Below are 22438 nucleotides of genomic sequence, written 5' to 3'. Positions count from 1 at the left end.
TATCCAATGTCATCCTTTCTGAGCACACTCAGTATGCTGTTGGTCATCTGGCTAATCTTTGCCACCGGCCCTGCACAGGCCGGGGCGGCACAGCTTGCGGCCCAACAGTCTGGAGCTGAGGGGACAGTTGATAAATACCAGGCTCTGGCTGATGTCTTATCCGACCCGGCCAGTCGGGACCAATTGATCGAAGAACTCAGATCCATGTCCGGCAGCAACGAGCAGGACTCGTCAGCGGAGGCGCAGCGCGGTGATGAGTCAGAAACCAGCGAGGCTGAAAAACAGGCAGGTGCTGCGACGGATGTCGCCAGGAAAACGCAGTCAGCGGTGCAGGTGATTGTGGGGACATTGACGGGTAGCTGGGCAGCCCTGGGTGAACTATTCACTGGCGAAAGTAAGAGCATCAAAGCCTTTTTCACCATGCTGGTAAAGCTCAGCCTGGTGATTGCTGCCACGATGGTGGCCTATTGGCTGTTAAGACCGCTGGCAAGACTGCTGTTTCGCCGCGCCGATAATATGGCGGCAGGGGCCGATGGCATACACCCGATGGTGGTAAAGGCCACGGCAGTGCTGGTCAGTGTTGTTACTGATGTAGTGGTGGTGATTCTGGCCTGGCTTGCCGGTTATGCCGTGGCACTGTTGTTTGTCGGTGAAATGGGTGAGGTGAGTGTCAGCCAGAGCCTGTTTCTGAATGTCTTCCTGGCCGTGGAGTTGTTCAAGGTCGTTATCAGGGCGGTCTTTGCCGGTCGTGATGATTCGCTGCGTCTGCTGCCGATGACAGCAAATACCGCCCGCTACTGGAGTCTGTTCCTGTCGAGTCTGGTTGGCCTGGTGGGCTACGGCGTGCTGTTTGTGGTGCCGCTGGTCAGCAATGAACTGTCGCAGAACCTTGGCGATCTCAGCAATCTGATCATCGTGATTATCGCGGTCAGTTATGCGTTTACCGTGGTGGGCCGCAATCGTCAGAACGTCAAAGACGGCCTGAATGCGCTGTCGCACAAAGCCAACTTCTCCATGACCCGGGTCACACTGGGCGTGCTGGCAAAATGCTGGCACTGGCTGGCCTTCGCCTACTTCCTGGTGATGGGGGCTTCGCTGCTGATTGAGCCGGATACCGCCTTGCCCGGACTTCTGATGGCAACCTTGCAGACCGTGCTGGCGATTTTCATCGGTATGGCTGCGATTGGCCTGCTTCAGATACTGCTCGACAATGGCGTTAAAGTGCCGGCCGTGATCAGCCAGCGCCTGTCGACTTTTGAAACGCGTCTTAATCATTTTGTGCCCACCTTCAGTAAGGTGCTGAAGGGCATTGTGCTGGTGGTGGTCATCAGTGCGATTCTGGATGCCTGGGGGGCGGTGAACCTGCCTGACTGGCTGGCTACTTCAGCGGGTACCCAGTTCCTCTCTACCGTGATTTCGGTGCTGTTCATTCTGGCTTTTGCTTCCTTGTTCTGGATGACATTGGCCAGCTGGATTGAGCATCGTCTGGACCCGGAACAGGGTGGTGGCGAGCCCAGTGCCCGTGAAAAAACCCTGCTGACCATTTTCCGTAATGCGACGGCCATCGTGATTATCGTGATGACACTGATGATCGTGCTGTCGGAAATTGGTATTGACATCGGCCCATTACTGGCTGGTGCCGGTGTGCTGGGCCTGGCGATTGGTTTCGGTGCCCAGAAGCTGGTGCAGGATGTGATTACCGGTGTCTTCATCCAGATGGAGAATGCAATTAATGCCGGTGATATCGTTACTGTCGGCGGCCTGACCGGGACAGCGGAAAAACTCACTATCCGTTCTCTGGGGCTGCGTGATCTGTCAGGCACCTATCATGTCATCCCGTTCTCTTCAGTGGATACCGTATCCAACTACATGCGCGAATTTGCCTACCATGTGGGGGAATATGGTGTGGCTTATCGCGAAGATACCGACGAAGTCGTTATCAAGCTGCGCGAAGCCTTTGAAGAGCTGCTGTCCGATGAAGAGCAGCGTGCCAAGATCCTGTCTGATGAACTGGAAGTGCATGGCGTGACCGCGCTGGCCGACAGCTCGGTCAATATCCGGGTTCGTATCAAGACCCTGCCCGGCAACCAGTGGGCAGTCGGACGTGAATACAACCGTCTGGTTAAACGCCATCTGGATGCGGCAGGTATCGAGATTCCGTTCCCGCATCTCACGCTGTACTTCGGTGAAGACAAGCAGGGCAATGCACCAGCTATGCCGATGAAAATGCTGAATGACGTGAAAATGATTAATGACGCGTCCAATGAAATTCAATCCGCTAAAAAAGCGCCGGGTGGACGCTCCAGTAAATCTTCCGAGTACAACCCGACTGATAAAGGGGACTTTGATGACGGCGAGTAGTCGCCGTCTCAGTGTCTGAGTTCAATAGGGTAACTAAGATTATCGACCGCCGTGCCGGGTTGGCAGTCATTGGCTGCCAACCTTAAGCCCGCGTGACGGAGCGATCATCTCGGTTAAGCTTATGCAATTACTGACCATTGCCCCGCAGAGCGCCGGTTCGATCCGGGGCTAGGTGATACGCGGTGCATTATCCACCTGTGACTTTGCGGCGTATCTTACTGTCTGAATTTGATAGTCCGTCGTACCGGACTAGCGATCGGCTGATCAATCCGGGTCGTTGTTGCGTTGTAGTGGTGAACGATCAGCGTTGAGCGATGGTGGGTTATTTAGATTATTTTTTTGACGAAAATAACCCGGCGGGTAGGTGATGCGGGTGTCCTGATGCTGGCGATACCCTGAATTGGGTATCGGATTGTAATCCTGCCGGTCGTGATGCGGTGGCGTCTCCGGCTTGGGGCTCAATGTATTGTCTGGTCGACCGCTGATGCCATAAGAATGATGATCACCATGACTGATGCCGTGTGAGTGATGCCCGGAGCCACGCCATTTTGATTGGGAGCCGGATGCATTGTACGAATCTGACATGCGCTGATCGCTCTCTGGGTTAGCCTGCTGGCCGCTGTCACCACGCGCCTGTATTGTGAACACAGATAAGCCAGCTGCAATCAGGCCAGCGAATACGAGGCTGCGTGGAAGAGCGAAGTGAGTGAGAGACATAACGACTACCTGTTGCAGGCAAGATTAAACTTAGAGACTGACAGCGTTGATCGTTAGTTCAGCAGGTATCAGGCTTTAACAAACTGCCCTTGATCGACGCCAACCATCACTTTTTTGAGATCAGCCGCTTTCAGACCGAGTGCATAACCCAGCACGCCACTGCCAATGACGACATTGTCAAAGCTATCAACGCTGTTATCGAGCAGCACAGTGATGTCTTCAGGCAATGCAACCGGCGGTACAGCACCCACCACGTAACCGGTCGCCTCAGGCACCTCATCAAACTCGGCCATGCGCAGTTTCTTCTCATCGAGATGTTTACGCAGCGTGCCCCAGTCGGCGCGGCCACCACCGGCTACTGCCAGCAGGACATAGGCATCAGAACCGGTTTTAAACAGCAGGCTGCGAACCACGGAATGGGGATCATGCCCTTTGTTACGCAGCAGTTCTTCCAGATTACGGATAGGTTTCTTGTCTTCGGTTAAAGGGATCTCGATGACTTCGTAATCAATGCCCTGATCAGATAAAAGGGCGGTTACCGGTGATGAAATGCTGTCACTCATTAAGGGCTCCTGAAAGACTGATTGAACTTGGACTATGCAGGCTAGCATACTGGATTTCGATGTGGGCTTCATCCTGGCTTGCTTTGGTGCTTTCTGGTGAGTCTTTAGCAAAATTTATCAGTCGATTTTAAGTCTTTTAAACACTGGAGCTGGATTGCTTCGTCGTACCTCCTCGCAATGACGGGGATATGGTTACTGAACTGGGTGATGCTTCTCTCGTTCCGTCATCGCGAGGCCTTGAGCCGCGGCGATCCAGACCCAGTACTCACTACAATTGCAGACCTCAATATTCGTGCGCCTAATTCAGCACTGGGACTGGATTGCTGCGTCGTTCCTCCTCGCAATGACGTGTGAGTGGAAGGTGTAGTCATACTGGTTTTTAGGTATGTTCTCGTGTTTTTAATTCGTGAGCGAAGCCCATCGTCAATGTGGTTAGAAAAAAACATCGTCATTCAGGTCAAAACTGCTCGTCATTGCGAGCGCAGCGAAGCAATCCAGTCCAAATCTGCAATAAGTATCCAAGTATTCAACTTATGTTCCGGCTAGTGCTAATAACTCACGCACATGATTTGCCGATTGCAATCGATCTTGCTCGTTCAAACAGTAGATGCTCCAATACGAGTTGGTTACATGGAGGTGACTACGATGAAAAGTCCAGCAGTTTATATCATGGCAAACCGTCGTAATGGCACGCTATACACCGGTGTCTCCTCAAACCTGGTTCAGAGGGTTTGGCAGCATAAGGAGGGGCGCCTGGGTGGATTCAGTGCGAAATATAAGACGACGCGATTAGTTTATTTTGAACAGTGTGGTGACATGCTGTCAGCGATTGAACGGGAAAAACAAATCAAGGCGGGTTCCAGAAAAAAGAAGTTAGTTTTGATTGAGACGATGAATCCGGATTGGCGGGATCTTTATTCTGACATTAGTCAGTAAATCCACTGTCATTGCGCAGGTATGAAAGCACAATTCGGTTCGCCGCTTGAATGGATTGTGAGGACTTTATGGTCTGGGCTGGATTGCTTTGCTGTGCTCGCAATGACGGGACTGATGAGTGCTCTTGTGGGGAACAAGTCCTTCTCCCCAATACCGTCATTGCGAGGAGGTATGACGAATCAATCCAGTTCTTCACTTGAATGGATTGTGAGGACTTTACGGTCCGGACTGGATTGCTTCGCTGTGCTCGCAATGACGGGACTTAGAAGTGCTATTTTAGGCAAGCAAGTCCTTCTCCCCAATTCCGTCATTGCGAGGAGGTACGACGAAGCAATCCAGTTCATCACTTGAATGGATCGTGAGGACTTTACGGTCTGGACTGGATTGCTTCGCTGTGCTCGCAATGATGGGCCTGATGAGTGTTATTTTGGGGAAGCAAGTTTTTCCCCAATTCCGTCATTGCGAGGAGGTACGACGAAGCAATCCAGTCCTCCACTTGAGACAAGTCACTCTGCTATCCAAGCCGCAACTGCCAGGTGGGTTCAAGTGAAGGGTGAATAATACCGTGCTCAATCAGCCAGTCGCGGGCATCGTCGGCATCCTGTTCAAACCAGCTTTTGGCACTGCCCAGACGGAAGGTATAACCCCAGCGGTCCATATCCCGTAACATGCGGGCCCGGCCCAACTTATCGACGAATCCGGCGAGCAGAACCTGAAGAAAGCAGACGCCATTTTCCTCGTCGTAATCACCTTCGGCATCGGTATCGAGTGCAGCACGGCGCTCCGGGTCCATGCAGATATAGTGACCGGCTTCGTGTAAGGCGGAATGCACCGGGGTGTCGTCACGCAAATAGAGCTGATGACCAATCAGACCGGCTTCGCGTTCACCGAAAAAGCTGCCGGGGATACGTTCATCTTTAGCGACATCAATGATCTGGATGCCATAAACACTGAGTAAAGTTTTCAACTGTTGACGCATGAGCGGATGACAGTTGATGACATCCGTCGGATCAGACACGTCGAGCGTCACCGACGATATGGTTGATGACCATGCCGGCCAATGTCAGTCCGAAAATGGACGGCATATAACTGACCGTGCCGTTCACCGCGCGGGCACGGCCGCGACTGACGGGTTCCGGTGGCAATGGCGGCAAAGGGGATTCGGTTGAATACACGGTTTGAATACCGCGGCCGACACCACGTTTACGCAGCTGGGCGCGCAGGTGTTTGGCCAGTTTGCACATGCTGGTGTCCATCAAATCGGCGGTACGGACCTGAGTCGGATCCAGTTTGCCTCCGGCCCCCATACTGGCAAAAACGGTCATCTCATTACGCCAGGCCGTTTCCAGCAGGGCGCTTTTACTGCTGAGGCTGTCGATGGCATCAATGACGACGTCATAGCCGCGGCCCAGGATGTCGGGGATGCTGTCAGGCGTCAGAAACTCGGTAATGAGTTCGACGTCACAGTCAGGATTAATGTCTTTGATCCGGTTTGCCATGACGTCGGCTTTGAGCACGCCGACGGTGGATTTCAGCGCCACCAGTTGCCGGTTCATATTGGAGCCTGAGACTACATCATGATCGACCAGGGTCATTTTGCCGACCCCCATCCGTGCCAGCGCCTCGGCGGTAAATGAACCGACGCCGCCCATGCCGGCCAGAAAAATATGTGACTGTTGCAGTCTGGCGATACCCTCATCCCCGAGCAGGATGTGCGTGCGCTCAAACAGCGGATTGGAGTGTGCCATCAAATAACCTCAATGCGTCTGAATCGCTGCATATTTTCCTGTTAATCAGCGGCTTTGGCAAAACGTTGCACAGACTTATTGGCGCGGCTGAAACTGTTTGATTCGGGTTTCCAGCTCTGAAAGCAGGGCTTCACTGCTATGACGATAGCGAAGCTGGGTATAGAGGTGTGTGATGGTGGCAATTTGCTGCTGATAGTCAGGTAGCTGATTCTGCGCACGAGAAGCGAAGTCGAGCGGACCTTCATGCTCCTGTTTGATCAGACCGAACCGAGCGAGTTTCCTGCAGAAAAGGGTGTAGAGTCGCACTGCCGGATCGGGGTGCGCATGGCGGTAGTAAGACATCAGAAGCATGACAATGCCAGTCAGCGCCAGTAACAGGGTCAGAATCGCAGCCATTTTGCGCCAGTCCGGGTTCTGCATGCCCAGCCGTGACAGAAATTCTTTCTGTATCTGCGGTCCGTAGCCCACCACCCAGATATCCCAGGCCGTATTGAGTGCGTTCCAGTTATTTCGCAGGTCCTGCCAGACTTTGACCAGTGCATCACTCTGAGCAATCATCCGGGGTGAGTTACGTTCTGCGGGCAGCATGTCGGACATACCCCGTTCAACCCGTTCACTGGCCACCGCCGAGGTCGGATCAATGCGGATCCAGCCGCGTTCAGGGAGCCAGACTTCGGTCCAGGCGTGGGCATCGCGCTGACGGACTGTCAGTACATTATCGACCGGGTTGACGTCACCACCCTGGTAGCCGGTGACGATACGGGCCGGTATCTCTGCCGCCCGCATCAGAATGGTGAAGCTGGCCGCGTAATGTTCGCAAAAGCCTTCACGACTCTCGAACAGAAACTGATCCACAGTGTCGCCCTGAAGCACGGGCGGTGACAGGGTATAACTGAAGTTTTCCTGATTAAAAAAAGCCAGTACCCGGTCAATGTATTGCTGCGCACTTTCGCTTTGCTGCTTCCACTCATTGGCCAGGCGACGAGTGCGGGGATGCATACCATCGGGTAGTTGCAGCGCTGCCCAGAGATGGGGATCGGCAGTAGCGTTAAGGCGGTAGTCGGTGTAAGACTGTAGTGAATACTGGACCCGGTTTTTTATTGCTTCACTGCTGTTGAGTCTGGCGTCGGCACTGAGATAACTCGACATACCTGTCGGCTTCTCCGTCGGTAAATCCAGCGCGAATAACCAGCGTTTATTATGCGGCTCCAGGGTCATGGTGTAATTGTAGCCTGAACCTCTGACAGCAATCTGAGGCGGCGAGTCACTGCTTTCACCCGGTGCCAGTGGTGACCAGACGGTGCCGTCAGTTTTCCACAATACCGGTCCACGCCAGTACCGCTCGGATGTGGGCGGCAAATTGTCGTTTTCGAACTCGACCCGAAAGGCAATTTCATCAGATTGAATCAGTTGACTGATTTTGCCCATCTGAATTTCGTCATTGATGCCAGTGGATCCGGACTGCTGAGGCAAGTTGCCCAGTGTGATCTGTTCCGTCATGCTGGTGGTGGTATTGCTTCCGGCATCTTGAGGCAGACCCCAGATGGGACCGGAAATACGCGGAAATAACACAAACAGGATCAGCATGACCGGGATAGCCTGCAATACCATTTTGCCTGACAGTTTCAGCCGTTGTTTCAGCGACATTGCTGAGGATTCGCTGTTGACACTGACCAGGCAGGCGGTCAGCAGCAACACCACGACCAGCATCAGTATCACCATCAGCATGCTCTGACTGTAGAAAAAGTTGGTAATAACCAGAAAGTAGCCAAGATAACAACTGAGATAGTAGTCACGCAGTGAACGGGTTTCGACCACTTTGAAGGCAAGCATAATGGTCAGTAGCGCCGCACCGGCATCACGTCCAATCGTCAGACCGAACTGACCGAAAATAAGCACAATGACCAAAGCCGCGGTGCCGTTGTGTAACACTCTGAGCCAGCGACTGGCAGCGGGCAGTGGCCAGCCGCGATAGTTGTGCATCAGACGCCAGCCCATCATCAGCGCAAAAGCCAGCCCGACCCAGAATGGTTGATACACAAAATGAGGCAATGCGCCGATAAACAGCGTGGCGATGAGGTTGTTCATCGCGTAATGATCGGGAGAAGTATCTGCCTTAGCCATGATAGAGCGCCAATGTTTTAAGACAAACATGTTGATGTTGCGGACCGCTGCCTGCCTCAATCTGCGAGGTCGGCAGTTGCAGGCCATAACGATGGCCACTGCGCTCCGCCTGAATCACCCAGTTGCTTAGCTGCGACAGCTTTGCCTCGGTGTCGGGAAGACTGTCGACGTCTTCCCAGCGTAGCTGTAACTCATGGCCCTGTGGGCTGGAAAACTGTTTGCTGCGCATGACTTCATCACGGGCCAGCGCTTTCCATGCGACCCGATGTAATGGTTCTCCCTCACGGTAATTCCTGAGACCAGAAAAATCATCATCGCCGATTTGTTCGCCTTTGAGACGTTCTTTTCCACCAATGGGTGGACGGGGCAATGGCAGTTTGCCTTTTGCCTGTGGATACACCAATACCTGAGCCGACTGCGGATACAAAGTCCAGCTGTAAAACAGGCCGAGCGGATAAAGACTGGCCAGTCTCAGTGTATTGAGTGAGTGCCAGCCACGGCGATGGGTGGGCAACTCCAGCGTACAGGAATAGGTGTTGTCAGCCTCAATATGACTGATTTTATGAATGGCCTCGTAAGCCTTGAATATTTTCCAGCGAGGCAACGCCTGGTTTTTCTTGTGAGCGACTTCCAGTTGATAACGATCGCGACTGTCCTGATTGGTGACAGTCAGTTTGAAACGCGCCTTTTGTCCGCAGAATACGGCTTCTGTGGGAATCACGCTGATTGAGAGTTGGCGCAGGTTACGATGACTGTGGTGCATCGTGACATGCCCCAGACTGGCCAGCAGAAAACTCAGCAGATGACCCAGGCTGTTGTTGTAGTTAATTGCTCCGAGCAGCATCAGCAACAACAGACCTGCATAAGCATAACCGGGCCGGGTCGGGAGGATATAAATGCGTTGTTTTTGGCTGTCGCGGAGGCGATGCCAGATTTCTGCCAGTGCCGTGGTCATGGCTCAGGGGATCGCAACCTGATGGATCAGTTGATCAATCCAGTCTTCGGGGCTGTCTTCTTCACGCCGCTGCAAACGGTGACTGACGATACTGGGTAAGACGGCCTGGATATCTTCGGGCAACACATGATCGCGGCCTTCCAGCATGGCCCATGCCTGACCGGCACGCAGCAGTCCCAGACCAGCACGGGGCGAGAGACCATTGTGATAGTGTCCGGAATCACGAGTATGGCTGAGAATGCTTTGAACATAATCGACCAGCGCCGCTGACACATGTAACTTGCTGGCTTTTTCCTGCAGTGCCAGCAGATCCTCAACGTCGACCACCGCTTTCAAATCACGCAGTAACTGACGCCGATCCTGCCCCAGCAGCAGGGCGCGTTCCGCCTTGGCATCGGGATAACCGAGTTCAATCCGCATCAGGAAGCGATCCAGTTGCGACTCGGGTAGGGGGAAAGTACCAATCTGATTCGCCGGGTTCTGGGTGGCAATCACAAAGAACGGTGAGGCCAGCGTATGCGTTGTTCCTTCGACAGTAACCTGCTGCTCTTCCATCGCTTCCAGCAGTGCACTCTGGGTTCTTGGCGAAGCGCGGTTGACTTCGTCAGCCAGAATCAGCTGGGTAAAGATAGGACCGGGATGAAAACTGAAACGGCCGCTGTCACGCTCGTAGACCGACACGCCGATAATATCGGCAGGCAGCATATCGCTGGTGAATTGAATACGCTGGAATGTGAGCCCCAGGGTACTGGCAATGGTATGGGATAACGTGGTTTTGCCGACACCGGGTAAATCTTCAATCAGCAAATGGCCTCTGGCAAGCAGGCAGGTGAGGGCCAGTTTGATGGGGTGTTGCTTGCCGAGAATGACGTTGTTAATACTCGCGAGAATTGCGTCGAGCTGGGTCTGGGCCATAAAGAGTCCTATGCCTTATTTCCTGTTGTTCCGATGCCTTGATGTGTTGACTTCCTACTAGACAGGATAGGTTTACCATGGTTCATCCCATCTGTTCCGAGAAAAGGAAAAATTCATGCCCGCACTGACAGTGTTCAGTTGAGTTTTAGCAGCCTGCGACAGTTATCGCTGGTGGCAGCCGCGATTTCTGCTGCTGTTTCATGGCGAAGTTCGCTGAGTTTCTCCAACACCTGCGGAATCATTTCCGGTGAATTGCGTTCCCCCTGATGGCCCGCCAGAGGCATATCCGGGGCATCGGTTTCCAGCACAATCGATGATAGCGGCAGATCGGTGAACAGCCGCTGCAGTTTTTGTGCTCTGGGATAAGTCAGCGCGCCGCCGACACCAAACACAAACCCCTGCTGCATATAAAACTCAGCCTGCTGCATGCTGCCATTAAAAGCATGTACGATGCCGCCGGTCAATTTGGTTTGGCGCAGTACCTTGAGTACCTCATCATGGGCCTTGCGCACGTGCAGGATGACCGGCAATTGAAATTGCTCCGCTAATTGAATTTGCGCTCTGAAAAGCGCCGTCTGTGCTTTTTTGTCGTGGCCGGGGACAAAGAAATCCAGACCGATTTCACCAACCGCCAGCGGCTGATGTGTGTTGATGGCCTGTTCCAAAGCTGACAAATCATCCTCTTCATGTTCCTGCATGAACATGGGATGAAGACCCAACGCGGGTTGCAGCATCGGATACTGATCACAGAGTTGTAGCAGGGATGGCCAGCGGGCCCGTGTGACACCCGGTACGATGATATGGCTCAGACCTAATTGTTGGCAGTGTGCCAAAACCTGTTCTCGATCGGTGTCGAAAGCATCAAAATCGAAGTGGCAGTGACTGTCAATTAGAGGCATCATAAATAGCACCCTGTAATAGCAAGGAAACAGATGCAAACACGCGTTCTGCCTGCCAGTGTTCCCCATGAAAGAATGATGCTGAACCTGGCGTTGTTCCATATCCTGATACCGATTGTAGCGCTGGCCTCAGGTGTTTTGCTACCTTTGCTGGGTTTGGCTTTGCTGGGTTCGCTCTTCAGTATTGGCTGGATAGGCTGGTACGCACGACACCATCATTTTGCTAACGACCGGCAACAGCAGCATTGGCAACTGGCCTGGCGGCACTGTCGCTGGCTGCTTTATGCCTACGCCGTTTCTGCGCTGATTATGCTGATGGGTATAGCGATGTCCTTGCTGCAGACGGACAGCAACATGGGCACGATTATGCTGGTGATATTCAGCCGTCTCGCGGTGGTGCCGACGCTGTTGATGGTTTTGTTACTGTTTGTGCTGGAAACCAGCGCGCTGGCCGAGAGTCGAAAAGGGAACTGAAGGAGGAGGTCGCTGGATGACGGAAGATGCCAAAAGAGCGAGTGATGCCCATGAGCGGCTGTTATTTAATCTGTCAGTCGTTCATTTCCTACTGCCGGCGATTTTGTTTAACACAGAGATGTTGTGGCTGATTGTCGGCCTGCCCATGTTGATTTCGACCGGTGTTGTGATGTCCATTATGCGGCGTGCCGGTAAACGGTCACAGCCCGATTTGATTTATGCTCACTGGTTGCTGGCCTGGCGTCGAGGTCGATTCCTGTTATTGTCTTACCTGGTGTCGCTGGCCTTATTCGGACTGGGCTGGCTGTTTCTGCTTATGCAGGCGGATCAGGTGATGCGGGGTATTCAATTAGCGGTGGTGGGGTGGTTCAGTTTGCTGCCGATTTCTCTGACCATCGTTGTTCTGATTATTCTGGAAACGGCTTCACTGGCGCAGGCAAGACAGGGAGAGATGCCCAAACAAATCACCTGGTGGTTCAAGGCATAACAGATCTGACTTCTGCCTGTCCTTCACCCCGGGGATCACTGGCGGCGTTGATTTCACCGCTTTTTTTATTCACTATCACTGCCTGCATATCGCCATAACGACGATTAAGTTGCTTGATCTCATGGCCTCGCGATTTCAGTGCCTCAATCTCAGCCTCACTGAATCCGTCTTTTTCCAGTTGAATCACATCGGGCAGATATTGATGGTGGTAGCGCGGTGCAGCAACAATCTCTTCAACAGAACGACCGTCTACAAAATCCAGCAGACTCAGCAGCACCATACTGATAATGCGACTCCCGCCCGGGGTGCCGGTGATCATCAAGCGTTCATCATTTTCAATAAAAGTGGGCGACATGCTCGACAAAGGACGCTTGTAGGGTTCAATGGCATTGGCCTGATTACCAACCAGTCCATAGACATTGGCCGTGCCTTCTTTGGCGGAAAAGTCATCCATTTCATCATTGAGCAGGACGCCGGTTCCCTCTGCCACAAAACCGGAGCCAAATGGGTAATTGATGCTGAGGGTCGCCGCGACACGATTCCCCTGCTGGTCGATAACGGAAAAATGCGTGGTGTTTTCACCGGCCGATTGGTTAATCGGCAGAGCATCACTGCTTGTCGCTTTGTCAGCGTCAATACTGCGGCTCAGCTCACGGCCATAAGCCGGACTGGTGAGATGATCCGGTACATCAATAAAATCGGCATCGCCGAGATAACGGCTGCGATCAAAATAAGCCCGACGCATGGCTTCCACGACCCAGTGGCGTCGTTGAGTCACATCAGCTTGCTGCAGCTCAAAGCTGGCCAGCTGATTTAAACTCAGCATCAGTACAATCCCGCCGGATGAGGGCAAAGGCGCCGAGGTAATCCGGTGGCCGTGATAATGACCGATGATCGGCTCGCGTTCGATGACTTGATAGTTTTTGAGATCGGTGTGGGTCCAGATACCGCCGTGTTGCTGCACCGAAGCAACCAACTTATCGGCGACATCTCCCTGATAAAAGCCGTTATGTCCCTGGTTGGCAAGCGACGTCAGTGTCACGGCAAGATCGGGCTGGCGTATCAAGCTGCCGATGTCAGGGACCTCGCCCTGGTCGAGAAAAATACCGGCGGCTTCAGGGTACTGACGGAGGGTATCACGGCGGAAGCCGACAAGATGTTGATAACCTTCTGTGACGGCAAAGCCCGCCCGGGCATAGCGAATGGCCGGTTGCAGACTGGTATGCAGCGGTAAAACACCGTATTGCTGGCTTAAATGCACCAGGCCGGCCGGGATTCCCGGGATGCCCGCAGCCAGGGGCCCATTCAGTGAGCGCTCGGGCTGGAACTGACCATTCTGATCCAGGTACATATCTCTGTGCGCTTTGCCCGGTGCCATTTCACGACCATCAATCATCACCTGGTAGCCATCCTCAGCCCGGTGAAGTAACCAGAAACCGCCGCCGCCAAGACCTGAACCTGCGGGCTCCACGACGGCCAGCGCAGCGGTCACCGCGACGGCTGCATCGAAGGCATTGCCCCCTTGTTGCAGAACTTCAAAACCGGCCTGGGTTGCCAGCGGATGGGCACTGGCAATAGCGGCCGGTTTCGTCTCTGCAGTGGCAGATAAGGCAAAAAGACAGAGAAAAAGACTGACAATCAGCTGGGGCATATCCGCGTTAAGCTTGTTTTTCTGTCGCTTGTTTATCAGCTTCGCGGCGTTCGCGTTTCTTGCGTCGATTCAGCTCCGCGGCTTCGGCTGTTTCCTGGCCAATATGGGCTTCACCGCGCAGACGGGCCAGTTGAATCTGTTTCTCACGCTCAGCAAACCGGCGCTTCTGATCGTCAGTGGTCTGATGGTAACAGTGCGGACAGCTCACGCCTTTTTGATAAAGCGGGCTTTGTTTATCTTCTTCGGTGATCGGCAGGCGACAGGCATGACACTGATCGTAATCTCCCTTTTCTAACTGATGATTAACGGTCACGCGGTCATCAAACACAAAACATTCGCCTTCCCAGAGAGACTGCTCGGCCGGTACTTCTTCCAGATATTTAAGAATACCGCCTTCCAGGTGATAGACCTCTTCAAAGCCTTGTTCTTTCAGGTAAGCAGTCGACTTTTCACAGCGAATCCCGCCGGTACAGAACATCGCGACTTTTTTATGCTTGTTCGGATCCAGATGGCTTTTAACGTATTCCGGAAACTCGCGGAAACTGTCCGTCTTCGGATTAACCGCATTTTTGAAGGTGCCGACCTGAACTTCATAATCGTTGCGGGTATCGACCAGCAACACATCCGGTGCAGAAATCAGCTGGTTCCATTCAGTGGGTTTGACATAGGTGCCGACCACACGCTTGGGGTCAATCCCTTCGACTCCCATGGTCACGATTTCATTTTTCAGCTTGACCCGGCTTCGCATAAACGGCGAATTGTCAGTGTAGGATTCTTTATAGCTGATTTCAGCCAGCCGGGGATCTTGTCTCAGATAATCCAGCAGGCCATTGATCGCGTCACGCGAACCGGCGACAGTACCGTTAATGCCTTCTTTGGCCAGCAGAAGCGTACCGCGTATTTCATTCTTCAGCATGAAGTCCAGCAAAGGTTGTTTCTTTGCCTGGAAATCATCCAGGGTAACGAATTTATAGAGGGCGCAAACAACGATCTCGGCCATGATGATCTTTCCTGAGGTACTGAATTAAACCCGTTATTTTACTTAGATTTAGCTGGACTGTCCTGTCTAATCAAAGGCCCATTTGTAAATGGGTATCTGAGATTTTACTTTTCAAGCAACAGGCGTAATATTATCGAACAATAATAAAGCATAACCACCAGGCGTTGTTGCACCGACGGGAGTGGCGAAGCATGGACGAACAGGAAAAGCTCAGACTCATCAATGACCAGTGGCAGCAGGACGATGAACGCTGGAGGCAGGAGATTGAAGACTGGCAACATGAAACTCAGCGGCTGGTAGCGCTGCTTTACATGCTGGAAAAAGCCCTGCCTGAACAGTCATCCAAACTCGATATTCACAAGGCTCGGATCGACAAGCACAACGAAGACTTAAATCGTTATCGTTGTGGACTGGAGAAGCAGTGTCCGCCGGCTTGTCCTTCCCATATAGACATCGAAAAGAATAAGCGCCTGCATAAAATGATGGCACTGAATCACGAAGATATGCAGCGCGAACATAAAACTTTCAGCCGTGAATATCACAAAAAGATGCGTCGTTTCCGGGAGCTGGCTGAGAGACTGATGAATGAATTGCAGGCCTTCAGCTGATCTTTATCCCTGCCAGCTCCGCACGCGACCGGTGTCGATGTGAATGAATTCTGAGCCAGGATAATAGCCGACCCCCCCGACTTTCAGGCCCAATGCGGTTTTACGCAGTTCATCCAACTGACGCCCGGGCAGGCGGACATCAATCGCTTTACCCTGCATGTGCAGACTTTTCTTGGCGACGCCATCACTGTTTTGACGCAGCATTTGATTGGTTTTTGGTGAGCGATAGCCTGAGATAACGTGGAAGGGCTGTTTGCCGTGCATTTTTTGATGCAGCAGGTTCATCATTTCAATCAGGTTTTGATCGATTTCATGAATATCACCGGTACGGTGATCCCGCAGAACACGATGAATCGCCTTTAACTCATCTGCCTGATAAGCACCTTCCGCCCAGTAGGTGGCCTTTACATGTTCCCCGGTGTGGAGATTCATCAGGTTGATGGAACGTTCCGGTTGTTTTAACACGTTGGCAAAAGCATTGGGCATGGCCAGTGTGGCAGTGGCGCCTAATCCGAGTTGCAGAAAACGGCGTCTGAATTCACAGGTTTCACCGTCGATATAGGGAGATTTTTTGCCCTTTTTTGCCAGCATGAGCTCACCTCATCAGTTGTTCAAAATTTGAACAATTATAACCAAAAGTTTTTGCCTTACAAGAATTTAAGCATCCGCTGATCACGTTTGTAAGGATCGGTGGAAAAGAAAACCTCGCCCTGATAAGGCCAGACAGTGAAATAAACCGCATAAACTGGCAACGGCTGTTCCAGCTTTTCACCCAGGTTACGCCCGCTTTCAATTTTGTTGACGACAGATTCCCTGGCATTGTCACGGTTGAGACTGAATTCGGCCAGCGCCAATGGTTGTTCGATACGGATACAGCCTGAACTGAAATTACGCTGGGTTTCCTCAAACAGGGCTTTATCGGGGGTGTCATGGAGATAGATACTCCACGGATTGGGGAACATGAACTTGAGCCTGCCCAGGGCATTTTGTTCACCCGGGCGCTGCTGCAGACGGAAGGGAAAGTTATCGGCAGTGACCTCATCCCAGTTGACCAGGTAGGGATCGACGGGGCTTTCAAAGCCGGTTCCACGCAGGAAAATATTGAACGCATTAAGAAAAAAGTAATCCGGGTCTTTTTTCTGCTTGGGTAGCAGGTCACGCCTGGCAAGCTTGTGGGGCACATTCCAGTAGGGATTGATCACAATGTGGCTCATGGCACTGCTGAAACTGGGGGTAGAGCGGGTCTCTTTACCGACAATCACTTTCATGCTGAGTTTGATGTCATTATTTTCCACGGCTGTCAGTTGATAGCTGCCAAGATTAACCAGCAGATAGCGTTCGCCCAGGTTGTCAGGTAACCAGCGGTAGCGTTCGAGATTGATACGGATTTTGTCGACCATGGCCTGTGCTGATAGGTTCAGCACTGCCAGGGTGTTGGGGCCGACAATGCCATCCTGTTTCAGGCCATGTTTACGCTGAAATTGTTTAATTGCCTGCACCAGTGTTTCATCGTAGTGAGTGGCATCCTCCAGCGAGGGGCGGGGATGGTAAAAGTCTTCTGTAGACAGGCGCCTGCGCAGTGCCGGCACTGCCTCATGCTCAGTCCCCGGTTTCAATAGTCGGGGCATATTCTCCGGCAATGTCTCCCAGCCGCCACGGGCAACATAATGACGATATTCAGATAAGGCTTCAGTCATCTGATGATACTGGCTCGATTTCGGCAGCAGCTGATTCAGGGTATCGCCGAGATGCGGACTCAGCAGAGCGTTTTGCAGGATGGCTGCCGGATCGATGTCGTCGCGCTGAATATGCCACTGGGGATCGGCCTGAGTCGGATCCAGCCGCCCAATCGCCAGGTCATGAATCAGATCCAGTAAAGCATCGGTCAGCAGCAGATCAAAATAACGGGCGTATTCGGCATTGTCGGGTGAGGATAACTGTTGCAGCAGGTCCAGATGATAGTCTTCAGGTTCCAGCCCATGCTGGGCTACCGTGGATAGAAAGTGCAGCGCTTGTCGGCCCTGTTGGCTGAGTTGCAGCTCATTCAGCCAGATAGGCTGGTGATTGTCAGTGAAGATAGCCAGTTGCGGATGATCGGGGACCGGCAGGTTTTCGGGTAGAGAATAGGCCTGCAATGGTGAGCTTATCGCTATCACCAGAACAATCAAAACCAGCCCATTCCTTGCTGTCACAGCTGCCTCGTTGGTGTTACACCCTCAATCTTGAATTGATGATCACATGCGTGTGAAGGAGGGTCAAGCTGCGCGACGGCTACGTACCAGCAGCCACAGGAAAAAAGGTCCGCCCAGCAGCGTGGTAATAATACCGACGGGTAATTCAGCTGGGGCAATGATAAGTCTTGCCACGCTGTCACATAGAATCAGAAAGCCGCCGCCAAAAATCAGTGTAGCGGGAATCAGCCAGCGATGGTCAGTACCGATAATCAGACGGCAGATATGGGGCACCATCATGCCCACAAAACCAATGGGTCCGCACAAAGCCACAATCGCGCCGACGCAAAGCGAGGTAGTAAAGAACAGCAGGTAACGAACGCGTTTGACGGCGACACCACGACTGATCGCAATATCATCACCGGCCATCAACAGATTCAGCTCACGACTGAGCCAGATCATCACACCCGCGCTGAAAGCCACTATTGGCAGTAGCTGTAGCAGTGACTGATAACCACTGATACTGAGACCGCCCATTAACCAGCGCAGAATCCGGAAAGAGTCATTGATATTACTGAGATATTGTGTAAACAGAATCAAGCTGGAGAAGAAGAAGCTGGTGGCGACCCCGGTCAGTAGCAGAGTTTCAATCGAAAAGCCGTAATGCAGACGGCTGATGCCATAGACAAAGCTGATGGCGGCCAGCGCCCCGATAAAAGCGCCCAGCGTGATGGCATCAAAACCCAGCAGTGAAATATTCAATCCCAGAAACACGGTTAAAGCGGCACCGAAAGAGGCGCCACTGGCGACACCGAGTGTGAATGGCGTCGCCAGTGGATTATGAAACATCGCCTGAAACACCATACCGCAGAGGGCGAGACCGGCCCCGGCGACAAAAGCAAACAGGGTACGGGGAAGACGGATTTCGAAGAGGATCTGTTGTCTGACCACTTCGTCAGTGATGTCGCCCAGACCGGCAAAGGGGGCCAGTATCATCATAGCCAGGCTTAAGCTAGTGAGCAGGGCCAGTTTGGCTGAGGTGCTCATAAAGCATCCGCCAGTGCGATGGTTCGGCCGCTACGCGGATGAGTGACGAAGACAAAGTCCTGCTGATAGAGTCGCCGCAGACGCTCCGGTTCCAGAAAAATTTCACCGGGACCCTGCCAGGCGGCTTCACCCTCGGCCAGGGCCAGTACCTGACGGCCTCTCTGTCCGGCATGGTTGATATCGTGGCTGACTTCAATCACGGTCATTCCCAGTTGCTGGTTCAATCTTGCGATCACCCGGTGGACTTCCACCTGATGATGCGGATCCAGGTAGCTGGTAGGCTCATCCAGCAGCATCACCGGTGTTTGTTGAGCCAGTGCCGCGGCAATCATAACCCGCTGGCTTTCACCACCGCTGAGGGTGGCCATCTGGCGTTGGCGGAACTGTGCGGTGTTGGTGATGCGCAGTGCATCTTCCACTGCAGCCTGATCCTCCGGCTGCCATTCTGACAGCGCCGAGTGATGGGCGTAACGTGACATTTTGAGAAAATCTTCTACTGCAAACGGTAACTCGCGGCCGCTGTTTTGCGGTACATAGCTGATCAGTCTGGCGAGTTCACGCTGGGGATAGGCTGAAAGCGGCAGGTCATGGAACAAAATCTCGCCGTTGTTGATATCGATTATGCCCATCATCGCTTTGAGCAGGCTGCTTTTGCCGGCCCCGTTAGGACCTACCACCACAAGATAATCACCCGCATTCAGAGAAAAACTGATGTTGGATAACAGTGTTTTTTCCTGCAGGCGCACATCCAGCGCCCGTACCTCAATCATCAGCGACCTCATTCCAATCGAGTTGAGGGTGTAGCAGGCGGGCAAAGTCTTCCAGCAGCCTGATGATTCTGGGGCCGGGGACACTGCCATAATCACGCTGGATAATATGCACCCGACCTGACAGAACGGCGCTGACGCTGCTCAATTGCTGCCACTGTTGCATTACAAGATCCATATCGCTCTGATGGTCGTCGGCTTCCGGGAAAACGTCGATGATAACATCCGGATTCATACGGATAAGGCCTTCCTCACTCACCGATGGCACCATGACTCTGGTTCCCTGGTACACATTGATACCACCGGCTAGCTTGAGCAGGTCATTATAAAAATCATGCTGGCCGGCGACATAGACGGTTTCCAGCTGATCGCTGTTAACATAATGGGCAATCGACACCAGGGTGCGCACTGGTGGCTGAGATTCGACTCTGGCGCGTACTGCGTTGATTTTTTGTTCAATCTCAGCCAGCAAATCATTTGCCTGCTGTTCGTGACCGGTTACCTGACCGGTACTGGCAATGGCTGCCTGGATACCGAACAGGGTCGTATTATCGATGCTGTGAGTGCTGATACCCAGTTGCTGCAGCTGCTGACGCAGTCGTTGCTGGCCCTGTAGCATGATGACCAGATCCGGTTTTTTCGCCACAATGGCTTCCAGACTGGTATCTGTGTAACCACCGACAGTGGGCAGTGAGCGAGCCGCGGCGGGATAATCGCAATAATCGGTCACCGCGACCAGTTTATCGCCTGCACCAATAGCGAAAAGTGTTTCGGTAATACTGGGCGCCAGTGAAATAATGCGCTGATAACCGGCCTCTGCTGTTTGTTGAGGTGACGCGGCGTCTCGCTGACTGACCAGTCCGATGACGATCAGCATCAGCGCGAAAATGATAAGCGGCCAGAATCGGCGCATGATTTATCCCAAAGCAAAATCTGACATTATATGAGAGATCGGCAAGCCCTTCAGCCAAGAGGAACAAAATAAAATGACAGAATACGAGGCCATGCTGGCGCAGGCTGACCTGCTTTACGACATGGATGATATCAATCAGGCCCTGGACGAAATGGCTGAGGCGCTGAGCCGGGATTACCAGGAGCAGGCACCGGTGGTGCTCTGTGTTATGAACGGGGCAGTGATGACAACCGGACATCTGCTGCCGAGGCTGTTATTCCCGCTGGAGCTCGATTACATCCATGCCAGCCGATACGGTGACAAAACGGTGGGAGGCGAGCTGGTCTGGCAATCTGAGCCACGGGTTGATTTAAACAGGCGACATGTTCTGCTGGTGGAAGATATCTACGACCAGGGACAGACACTGGCAGCATTAAGAGCGTATTGCCATGAGGCCGGGGCGGCTTCTGTGCGCTGTGCCTGTCTGCTGGATAAAATTCGTCAAGACAAGGTCGGAACCATACCGGAGTATCTGGGACTGACGGTGCCGGATCGCTATGTTTTCGGCTTTGGTATGGATATGGCCGGATACTGGCGAAATCTGCCCGCGATTTATGCCGTCAGGGAGCCTTCATCATGATCGGTATTATCGGTGGCAGCGGTCTGACGCAATATCCGGGGCTGATTATTGATGACAGCCGCGATATCGAAACAGCTTTTGGTATGCCGTCGGCACCCCTGAAAATCGGCCAGCTGAACGGCCAGCAGGTGGTCTTTCTACCCCGGCATGGCGATCAGCATCAAATCGCACCACACCGTGTCAATTACCGCGCCAATATTGATGCCTTAAAGCAGCTGGGGGTGACACATATTCTGGCTGTGGCTGCCGTGGGTGGTATCAGTCAGCGATACGGGCCGGGGACACTGGCGGTGCCGGATCAGCTTATTGATTACACCCATGGCCGGGAACAGAGCTTTTTCAGCGATGCTTTCAGTCCCGACAAACATATCGATTTCACGCATCCTTACCAGCCGTCAGTTCGAACAGCCATTTTGAAAGTAGCGCAAGCGCTGTCTTTGAACCTGGTAGATGGTGGCACCTATGGTGCCGTTCAGGGACCGAGACTGGAGACCGCAGCAGAGATCAGACGCATGGCAAGAGATGGTTGCGATCTCGTGGGTATGACCGGTATGCCTGAAGCTTATCTCGCTAAAGAAGCCGGCATTCACTATGCCACGCTGGCAGTGGTCGCCAACTGGGCTGCTGGCGTTACTGATGCCGAGCTGAGCATGACCGAGATTGAACAGACGCTGGCCGCCGGTATGGAGAATGTGCAGGCAGTGATTGCTGGTGTTATTGGCCTTCAGTCGCTTCGCTAGTCTCCGGCAGTGAGTAGCTTTCCGGCGTTTTGGATACTGCCGACGCCGGGGCGGCGACCGGGGTCAATTGTAGAATGGCGGCAATACGCGGGTGATCGAAGTAATTCAGGGCTTTGGATTTGATTCGCCGAATTTGCGCCAGGTTCGGATTGCGCGGTCCGCCCAGCTCCACGCCTTCAGGTGTCGCCGCGTTCCAGTTGCTGAGGCTGCTACCATTCTCCTTGAACCATAAATCAATATCCGCGTGCAGGTAATTGACGCGGTAAACTTTGAGCGCACCTTCTACCAGACCATTATCAGAGTTGATTTGAATTGAACGGGCGCTCCCTTTGCTGAGCATCGGCTGTTGCCAGGCTTTGTGATAATGCACGCGGTAATTGGACGCATTCTGCAAACGCTGAGAAACGCCGGCAAGTGTTTCCACAGCGGCTGGCTGAATCTGATTATTAGCCATTTGCGGGCTCAGGCTGCCACTTCGGATATTGTTCATCACTGGCCAGTGCTCGGCGTTGGCACCGCTCAAGCGTTCGAAAACGACCAGTTCAACGTGATACCACTGTTGGGCGAAAGCACTGGTGCTCAAGATGCTGAGTGAAGCCAGCAGAGCGACGCGTAAAAAAAATGTATTGAGATTCATGGCAACCTTGGAGTTAGGGGTCGGGCTTATTGTCCATCGAATAAGCGACAAGATTCAAGTCATACGCCCACTGGCTGATTACTGCTATTATCAGCTTGATCAATGC

The 22438-nt window shown here is 52.9% G+C and carries 23 protein-coding genes; 7 read left to right on the top strand and 16 right to left on the bottom strand.

The window, feature by feature from the left end:
* The first annotated feature begins 33 nt into the window (after positions 1-33).
* Positions 34-2361, top strand: a complete 2328-nt coding sequence (locus OMQ46_RS12345) for a mechanosensitive ion channel domain-containing protein (RefSeq protein WP_266237310.1) — start codon at positions 34-36, stop codon at positions 2359-2361.
* Positions 2362-2625: 264 nt separating this feature from the next.
* Here the strand turns inward: OMQ46_RS12345 and OMQ46_RS12340 are convergent, their stop codons facing one another.
* Both OMQ46_RS12340 and OMQ46_RS12335 read right to left on the bottom strand, forming a co-directional pair.
* On the bottom strand, positions 2626-3078 hold the full coding sequence (locus OMQ46_RS12340) for a hypothetical protein (RefSeq protein WP_266237309.1): 453 nt from the start codon (positions 3076-3078) through the stop codon (positions 2626-2628).
* A gap of 68 nt (positions 3079-3146) precedes the next feature.
* The gene (locus tag OMQ46_RS12335) at positions 3147-3641 is read right to left on the bottom strand and encodes an aminoacyl-tRNA deacylase (protein WP_266237308.1); all 495 of its coding nucleotides are present in this window, start codon (positions 3639-3641) and stop codon (positions 3147-3149) included.
* Positions 3642-4286: 645 nt separating this feature from the next.
* On the opposite strand from OMQ46_RS12335, the gene OMQ46_RS12330 reads away from it, so the two are divergent.
* On the top strand, positions 4287-4577 hold the full coding sequence (locus OMQ46_RS12330; RefSeq protein ID WP_266237307.1) for a GIY-YIG nuclease family protein: 291 nt from the start codon (positions 4287-4289) through the stop codon (positions 4575-4577).
* Between the two features lie 514 nt (positions 4578-5091).
* Here the strand turns inward: OMQ46_RS12330 and OMQ46_RS12325 are convergent.
* The 6 genes from OMQ46_RS12325 to OMQ46_RS12300 form a co-directional block, all read right to left on the bottom strand.
* Entirely contained in the window at positions 5092-5595 is a 504-nt protein-coding gene (locus OMQ46_RS12325; protein ID WP_266237306.1) for a hypothetical protein, read from the bottom strand.
* The gene (locus OMQ46_RS12320; RefSeq protein WP_266237305.1) at positions 5588-6325 is read right to left on the bottom strand and encodes a tRNA threonylcarbamoyladenosine dehydratase; all 738 of its coding nucleotides are present in this window, start codon (positions 6323-6325) and stop codon (positions 5588-5590) included. The genes OMQ46_RS12325 and OMQ46_RS12320 overlap by 8 nt, the downstream gene beginning before the upstream one ends.
* 75 nt (positions 6326-6400) lie before the next feature.
* Positions 6401-8449, bottom strand: a complete 2049-nt coding sequence (locus OMQ46_RS12315) for a transglutaminase TgpA family protein (protein ID WP_266237304.1) — start codon at positions 8447-8449, stop codon at positions 6401-6403.
* Positions 8442-9404, bottom strand: coding sequence for a DUF58 domain-containing protein (locus OMQ46_RS12310; RefSeq protein ID WP_266237303.1), 963 nt, complete (start codon positions 9402-9404; stop codon positions 8442-8444). The genes OMQ46_RS12315 and OMQ46_RS12310 overlap by 8 nt, the downstream gene beginning before the upstream one ends.
* Positions 9405-9407: 3 nt before the next feature.
* Positions 9408-10319 carry an AAA family ATPase gene (locus OMQ46_RS12305; protein ID WP_266237302.1) on the bottom strand — a complete coding sequence of 304 codons (912 nt, stop codon included), beginning with the start codon at positions 10317-10319 and terminating at the stop codon, positions 9408-9410.
* 134 nt (positions 10320-10453) lie between these two features.
* Entirely contained in the window at positions 10454-11221 is a 768-nt protein-coding gene (locus OMQ46_RS12300) for a TatD family hydrolase (protein WP_266237301.1), read from the bottom strand.
* Between the two features lie 30 nt (positions 11222-11251).
* Here OMQ46_RS12300 and OMQ46_RS12295 point away from each other — a divergent pair, with 30 nt between their 5' ends.
* Together OMQ46_RS12295 and OMQ46_RS12290 are read left to right on the top strand one after the other, a co-directional pair.
* Positions 11252-11692: a hypothetical protein gene (locus OMQ46_RS12295; RefSeq protein ID WP_266237300.1), complete on the top strand. Its 441-nt coding sequence runs from the start codon at positions 11252-11254 to the stop codon at positions 11690-11692.
* Positions 11693-11708: 16 nt separating this feature from the next.
* Entirely contained in the window at positions 11709-12179 is a 471-nt protein-coding gene (locus OMQ46_RS12290; protein ID WP_266237299.1) for a hypothetical protein, read from the top strand.
* Here OMQ46_RS12290 and ggt read toward each other — a convergent pair.
* Together ggt and OMQ46_RS12280 are read right to left on the bottom strand one after the other, a co-directional pair.
* On the bottom strand, positions 12169-13830 hold the full coding sequence (gene ggt / locus OMQ46_RS12285; protein WP_266237298.1) for a gamma-glutamyltransferase: 1662 nt from the start codon (positions 13828-13830) through the stop codon (positions 12169-12171). The two genes, OMQ46_RS12290 and ggt, sit on opposite strands and share 11 nt — an antisense overlap.
* Before the next feature lie 7 nt (positions 13831-13837).
* Complete coding sequence (locus OMQ46_RS12280; RefSeq protein WP_266237297.1) at positions 13838-14830, bottom strand: rhodanese-related sulfurtransferase; 993 nt, start codon at positions 14828-14830, stop codon at positions 13838-13840.
* Between the two features lie 191 nt (positions 14831-15021).
* Here OMQ46_RS12280 and OMQ46_RS12275 point away from each other — a divergent pair, with 191 nt between their 5' ends.
* Positions 15022-15438: a hypothetical protein gene (locus OMQ46_RS12275; RefSeq protein WP_266237296.1), complete on the top strand. Its 417-nt coding sequence runs from the start codon at positions 15022-15024 to the stop codon at positions 15436-15438.
* Between the two features lie 3 nt (positions 15439-15441).
* On the opposite strand, the gene OMQ46_RS12270 is transcribed toward OMQ46_RS12275, so the two are convergent.
* The 5 genes from OMQ46_RS12270 to OMQ46_RS12250 all read right to left on the bottom strand — a co-directional run bounded on the left by OMQ46_RS12270 (position 15442) and on the right by OMQ46_RS12250 (position 20336).
* Positions 15442-16029 (bottom strand): YcbK family protein, encoded by a 588-nt coding sequence (locus OMQ46_RS12270; RefSeq protein WP_266237295.1) that lies wholly within the window; start codon positions 16027-16029, stop codon positions 15442-15444.
* Positions 16030-16085: 56 nt separating this feature from the next.
* The gene (locus OMQ46_RS12265) at positions 16086-17630 is read right to left on the bottom strand and encodes a L,D-transpeptidase family protein (RefSeq protein WP_266237294.1); all 1545 of its coding nucleotides are present in this window, start codon (positions 17628-17630) and stop codon (positions 16086-16088) included.
* Positions 17631-17693: 63 nt separating this feature from the next.
* Positions 17694-18656 (bottom strand): FecCD family ABC transporter permease, encoded by a 963-nt coding sequence (locus tag OMQ46_RS12260; RefSeq protein ID WP_266237292.1) that lies wholly within the window; start codon positions 18654-18656, stop codon positions 17694-17696.
* Complete coding sequence (locus OMQ46_RS12255; RefSeq protein WP_266237291.1) at positions 18653-19426, bottom strand: ABC transporter ATP-binding protein; 774 nt, start codon at positions 19424-19426, stop codon at positions 18653-18655. Before OMQ46_RS12255 ends, OMQ46_RS12260 begins: the two co-directional genes overlap by 4 nt.
* Entirely contained in the window at positions 19419-20336 is a 918-nt protein-coding gene (locus OMQ46_RS12250) for an ABC transporter substrate-binding protein (RefSeq protein ID WP_266237290.1), read from the bottom strand. The genes OMQ46_RS12255 and OMQ46_RS12250 overlap by 8 nt, the downstream gene beginning before the upstream one ends.
* Before the next feature lie 73 nt (positions 20337-20409).
* On the opposite strand from OMQ46_RS12250, the gene OMQ46_RS12245 reads away from it, so the two are divergent.
* Together OMQ46_RS12245 and OMQ46_RS12240 are read left to right on the top strand one after the other, a co-directional pair.
* Positions 20410-20955 carry a hypoxanthine-guanine phosphoribosyltransferase gene (locus tag OMQ46_RS12245; protein ID WP_266237289.1) on the top strand — a complete coding sequence of 182 codons (546 nt, stop codon included), beginning with the start codon at positions 20410-20412 and terminating at the stop codon, positions 20953-20955.
* Entirely contained in the window at positions 20952-21695 is a 744-nt protein-coding gene (locus OMQ46_RS12240; protein WP_266237288.1) for an S-methyl-5'-thioinosine phosphorylase, read from the top strand. Before OMQ46_RS12245 ends, OMQ46_RS12240 begins: the two co-directional genes overlap by 4 nt.
* Here the strand turns inward: OMQ46_RS12240 and OMQ46_RS12235 are convergent.
* Positions 21670-22332: a CsiV family protein gene (locus OMQ46_RS12235; RefSeq protein WP_266237287.1), complete on the bottom strand. Its 663-nt coding sequence runs from the start codon at positions 22330-22332 to the stop codon at positions 21670-21672. The genes OMQ46_RS12240 and OMQ46_RS12235 overlap by 26 nt on opposite strands.
* Positions 22333-22438 lie beyond the last annotated feature (106 nt).

Source organism: Methylophaga sp. OBS1, from assembly GCF_026319365.1.
This window is presented reverse-complemented; position numbering and strand designations above follow the sequence as displayed.

Bases quoted from the DNA above. Each gene is read 5' to 3' on its own strand.
- OMQ46_RS12320 (WP_266237305.1), bottom strand. From the start codon at position 6,325: ATGGCACACTCCAATCCGCTGTTTGAGCGCACGCACATCCTGCTCGGG.
- OMQ46_RS12335 (WP_266237308.1), bottom strand. From the start codon at position 3,641: ATGAGTGACAGCATTTCATCACCGGTAACCGCCCTTTTATCTGATCAG.
- OMQ46_RS12260 (WP_266237292.1), bottom strand. From the start codon at position 18,656: ATGAGCACCTCAGCCAAACTGGCCCTGCTCACTAGCTTAAGCCTGGCT.
- OMQ46_RS12235 (WP_266237287.1), bottom strand. From the start codon at position 22,332: ATGAATCTCAATACATTTTTTTTACGCGTCGCTCTGCTGGCTTCACTC.
- OMQ46_RS12245 (WP_266237289.1), top strand. From the start codon at position 20,410: ATGACAGAATACGAGGCCATGCTGGCGCAGGCTGACCTGCTTTACGAC.
- OMQ46_RS12240 (WP_266237288.1), top strand. From the start codon at position 20,952: ATGATCGGTATTATCGGTGGCAGCGGTCTGACGCAATATCCGGGGCTG.
- OMQ46_RS12310 (WP_266237303.1), bottom strand. From the start codon at position 9,404: ATGACCACGGCACTGGCAGAAATCTGGCATCGCCTCCGCGACAGCCAA.
- OMQ46_RS12340 (WP_266237309.1), bottom strand. From the start codon at position 3,078: ATGTCTCTCACTCACTTCGCTCTTCCACGCAGCCTCGTATTCGCTGGC.
- OMQ46_RS12315 (WP_266237304.1), bottom strand. From the start codon at position 8,449: ATGGCTAAGGCAGATACTTCTCCCGATCATTACGCGATGAACAACCTC.
- ggt (WP_266237298.1), bottom strand. From the start codon at position 13,830: ATGCCCCAGCTGATTGTCAGTCTTTTTCTCTGTCTTTTTGCCTTATCT.
- OMQ46_RS12250 (WP_266237290.1), bottom strand. From the start codon at position 20,336: ATGCGCCGATTCTGGCCGCTTATCATTTTCGCGCTGATGCTGATCGTC.
- OMQ46_RS12300 (WP_266237301.1), bottom strand. From the start codon at position 11,221: ATGATGCCTCTAATTGACAGTCACTGCCACTTCGATTTTGATGCTTTC.
- OMQ46_RS12255 (WP_266237291.1), bottom strand. From the start codon at position 19,426: ATGATTGAGGTACGGGCGCTGGATGTGCGCCTGCAGGAAAAAACACTG.
- OMQ46_RS12290 (WP_266237299.1), top strand. From the start codon at position 11,709: ATGACGGAAGATGCCAAAAGAGCGAGTGATGCCCATGAGCGGCTGTTA.
- OMQ46_RS12270 (WP_266237295.1), bottom strand. From the start codon at position 16,029: ATGCTGGCAAAAAAGGGCAAAAAATCTCCCTATATCGACGGTGAAACC.
- OMQ46_RS12330 (WP_266237307.1), top strand. From the start codon at position 4,287: ATGAAAAGTCCAGCAGTTTATATCATGGCAAACCGTCGTAATGGCACG.
- OMQ46_RS12280 (WP_266237297.1), bottom strand. From the start codon at position 14,830: ATGGCCGAGATCGTTGTTTGCGCCCTCTATAAATTCGTTACCCTGGAT.
- OMQ46_RS12305 (WP_266237302.1), bottom strand. From the start codon at position 10,319: ATGGCCCAGACCCAGCTCGACGCAATTCTCGCGAGTATTAACAACGTC.
- OMQ46_RS12295 (WP_266237300.1), top strand. From the start codon at position 11,252: ATGCAAACACGCGTTCTGCCTGCCAGTGTTCCCCATGAAAGAATGATG.
- OMQ46_RS12345 (WP_266237310.1), top strand. From the start codon at position 34: ATGCTGTTGGTCATCTGGCTAATCTTTGCCACCGGCCCTGCACAGGCC.
- OMQ46_RS12275 (WP_266237296.1), top strand. From the start codon at position 15,022: ATGGACGAACAGGAAAAGCTCAGACTCATCAATGACCAGTGGCAGCAG.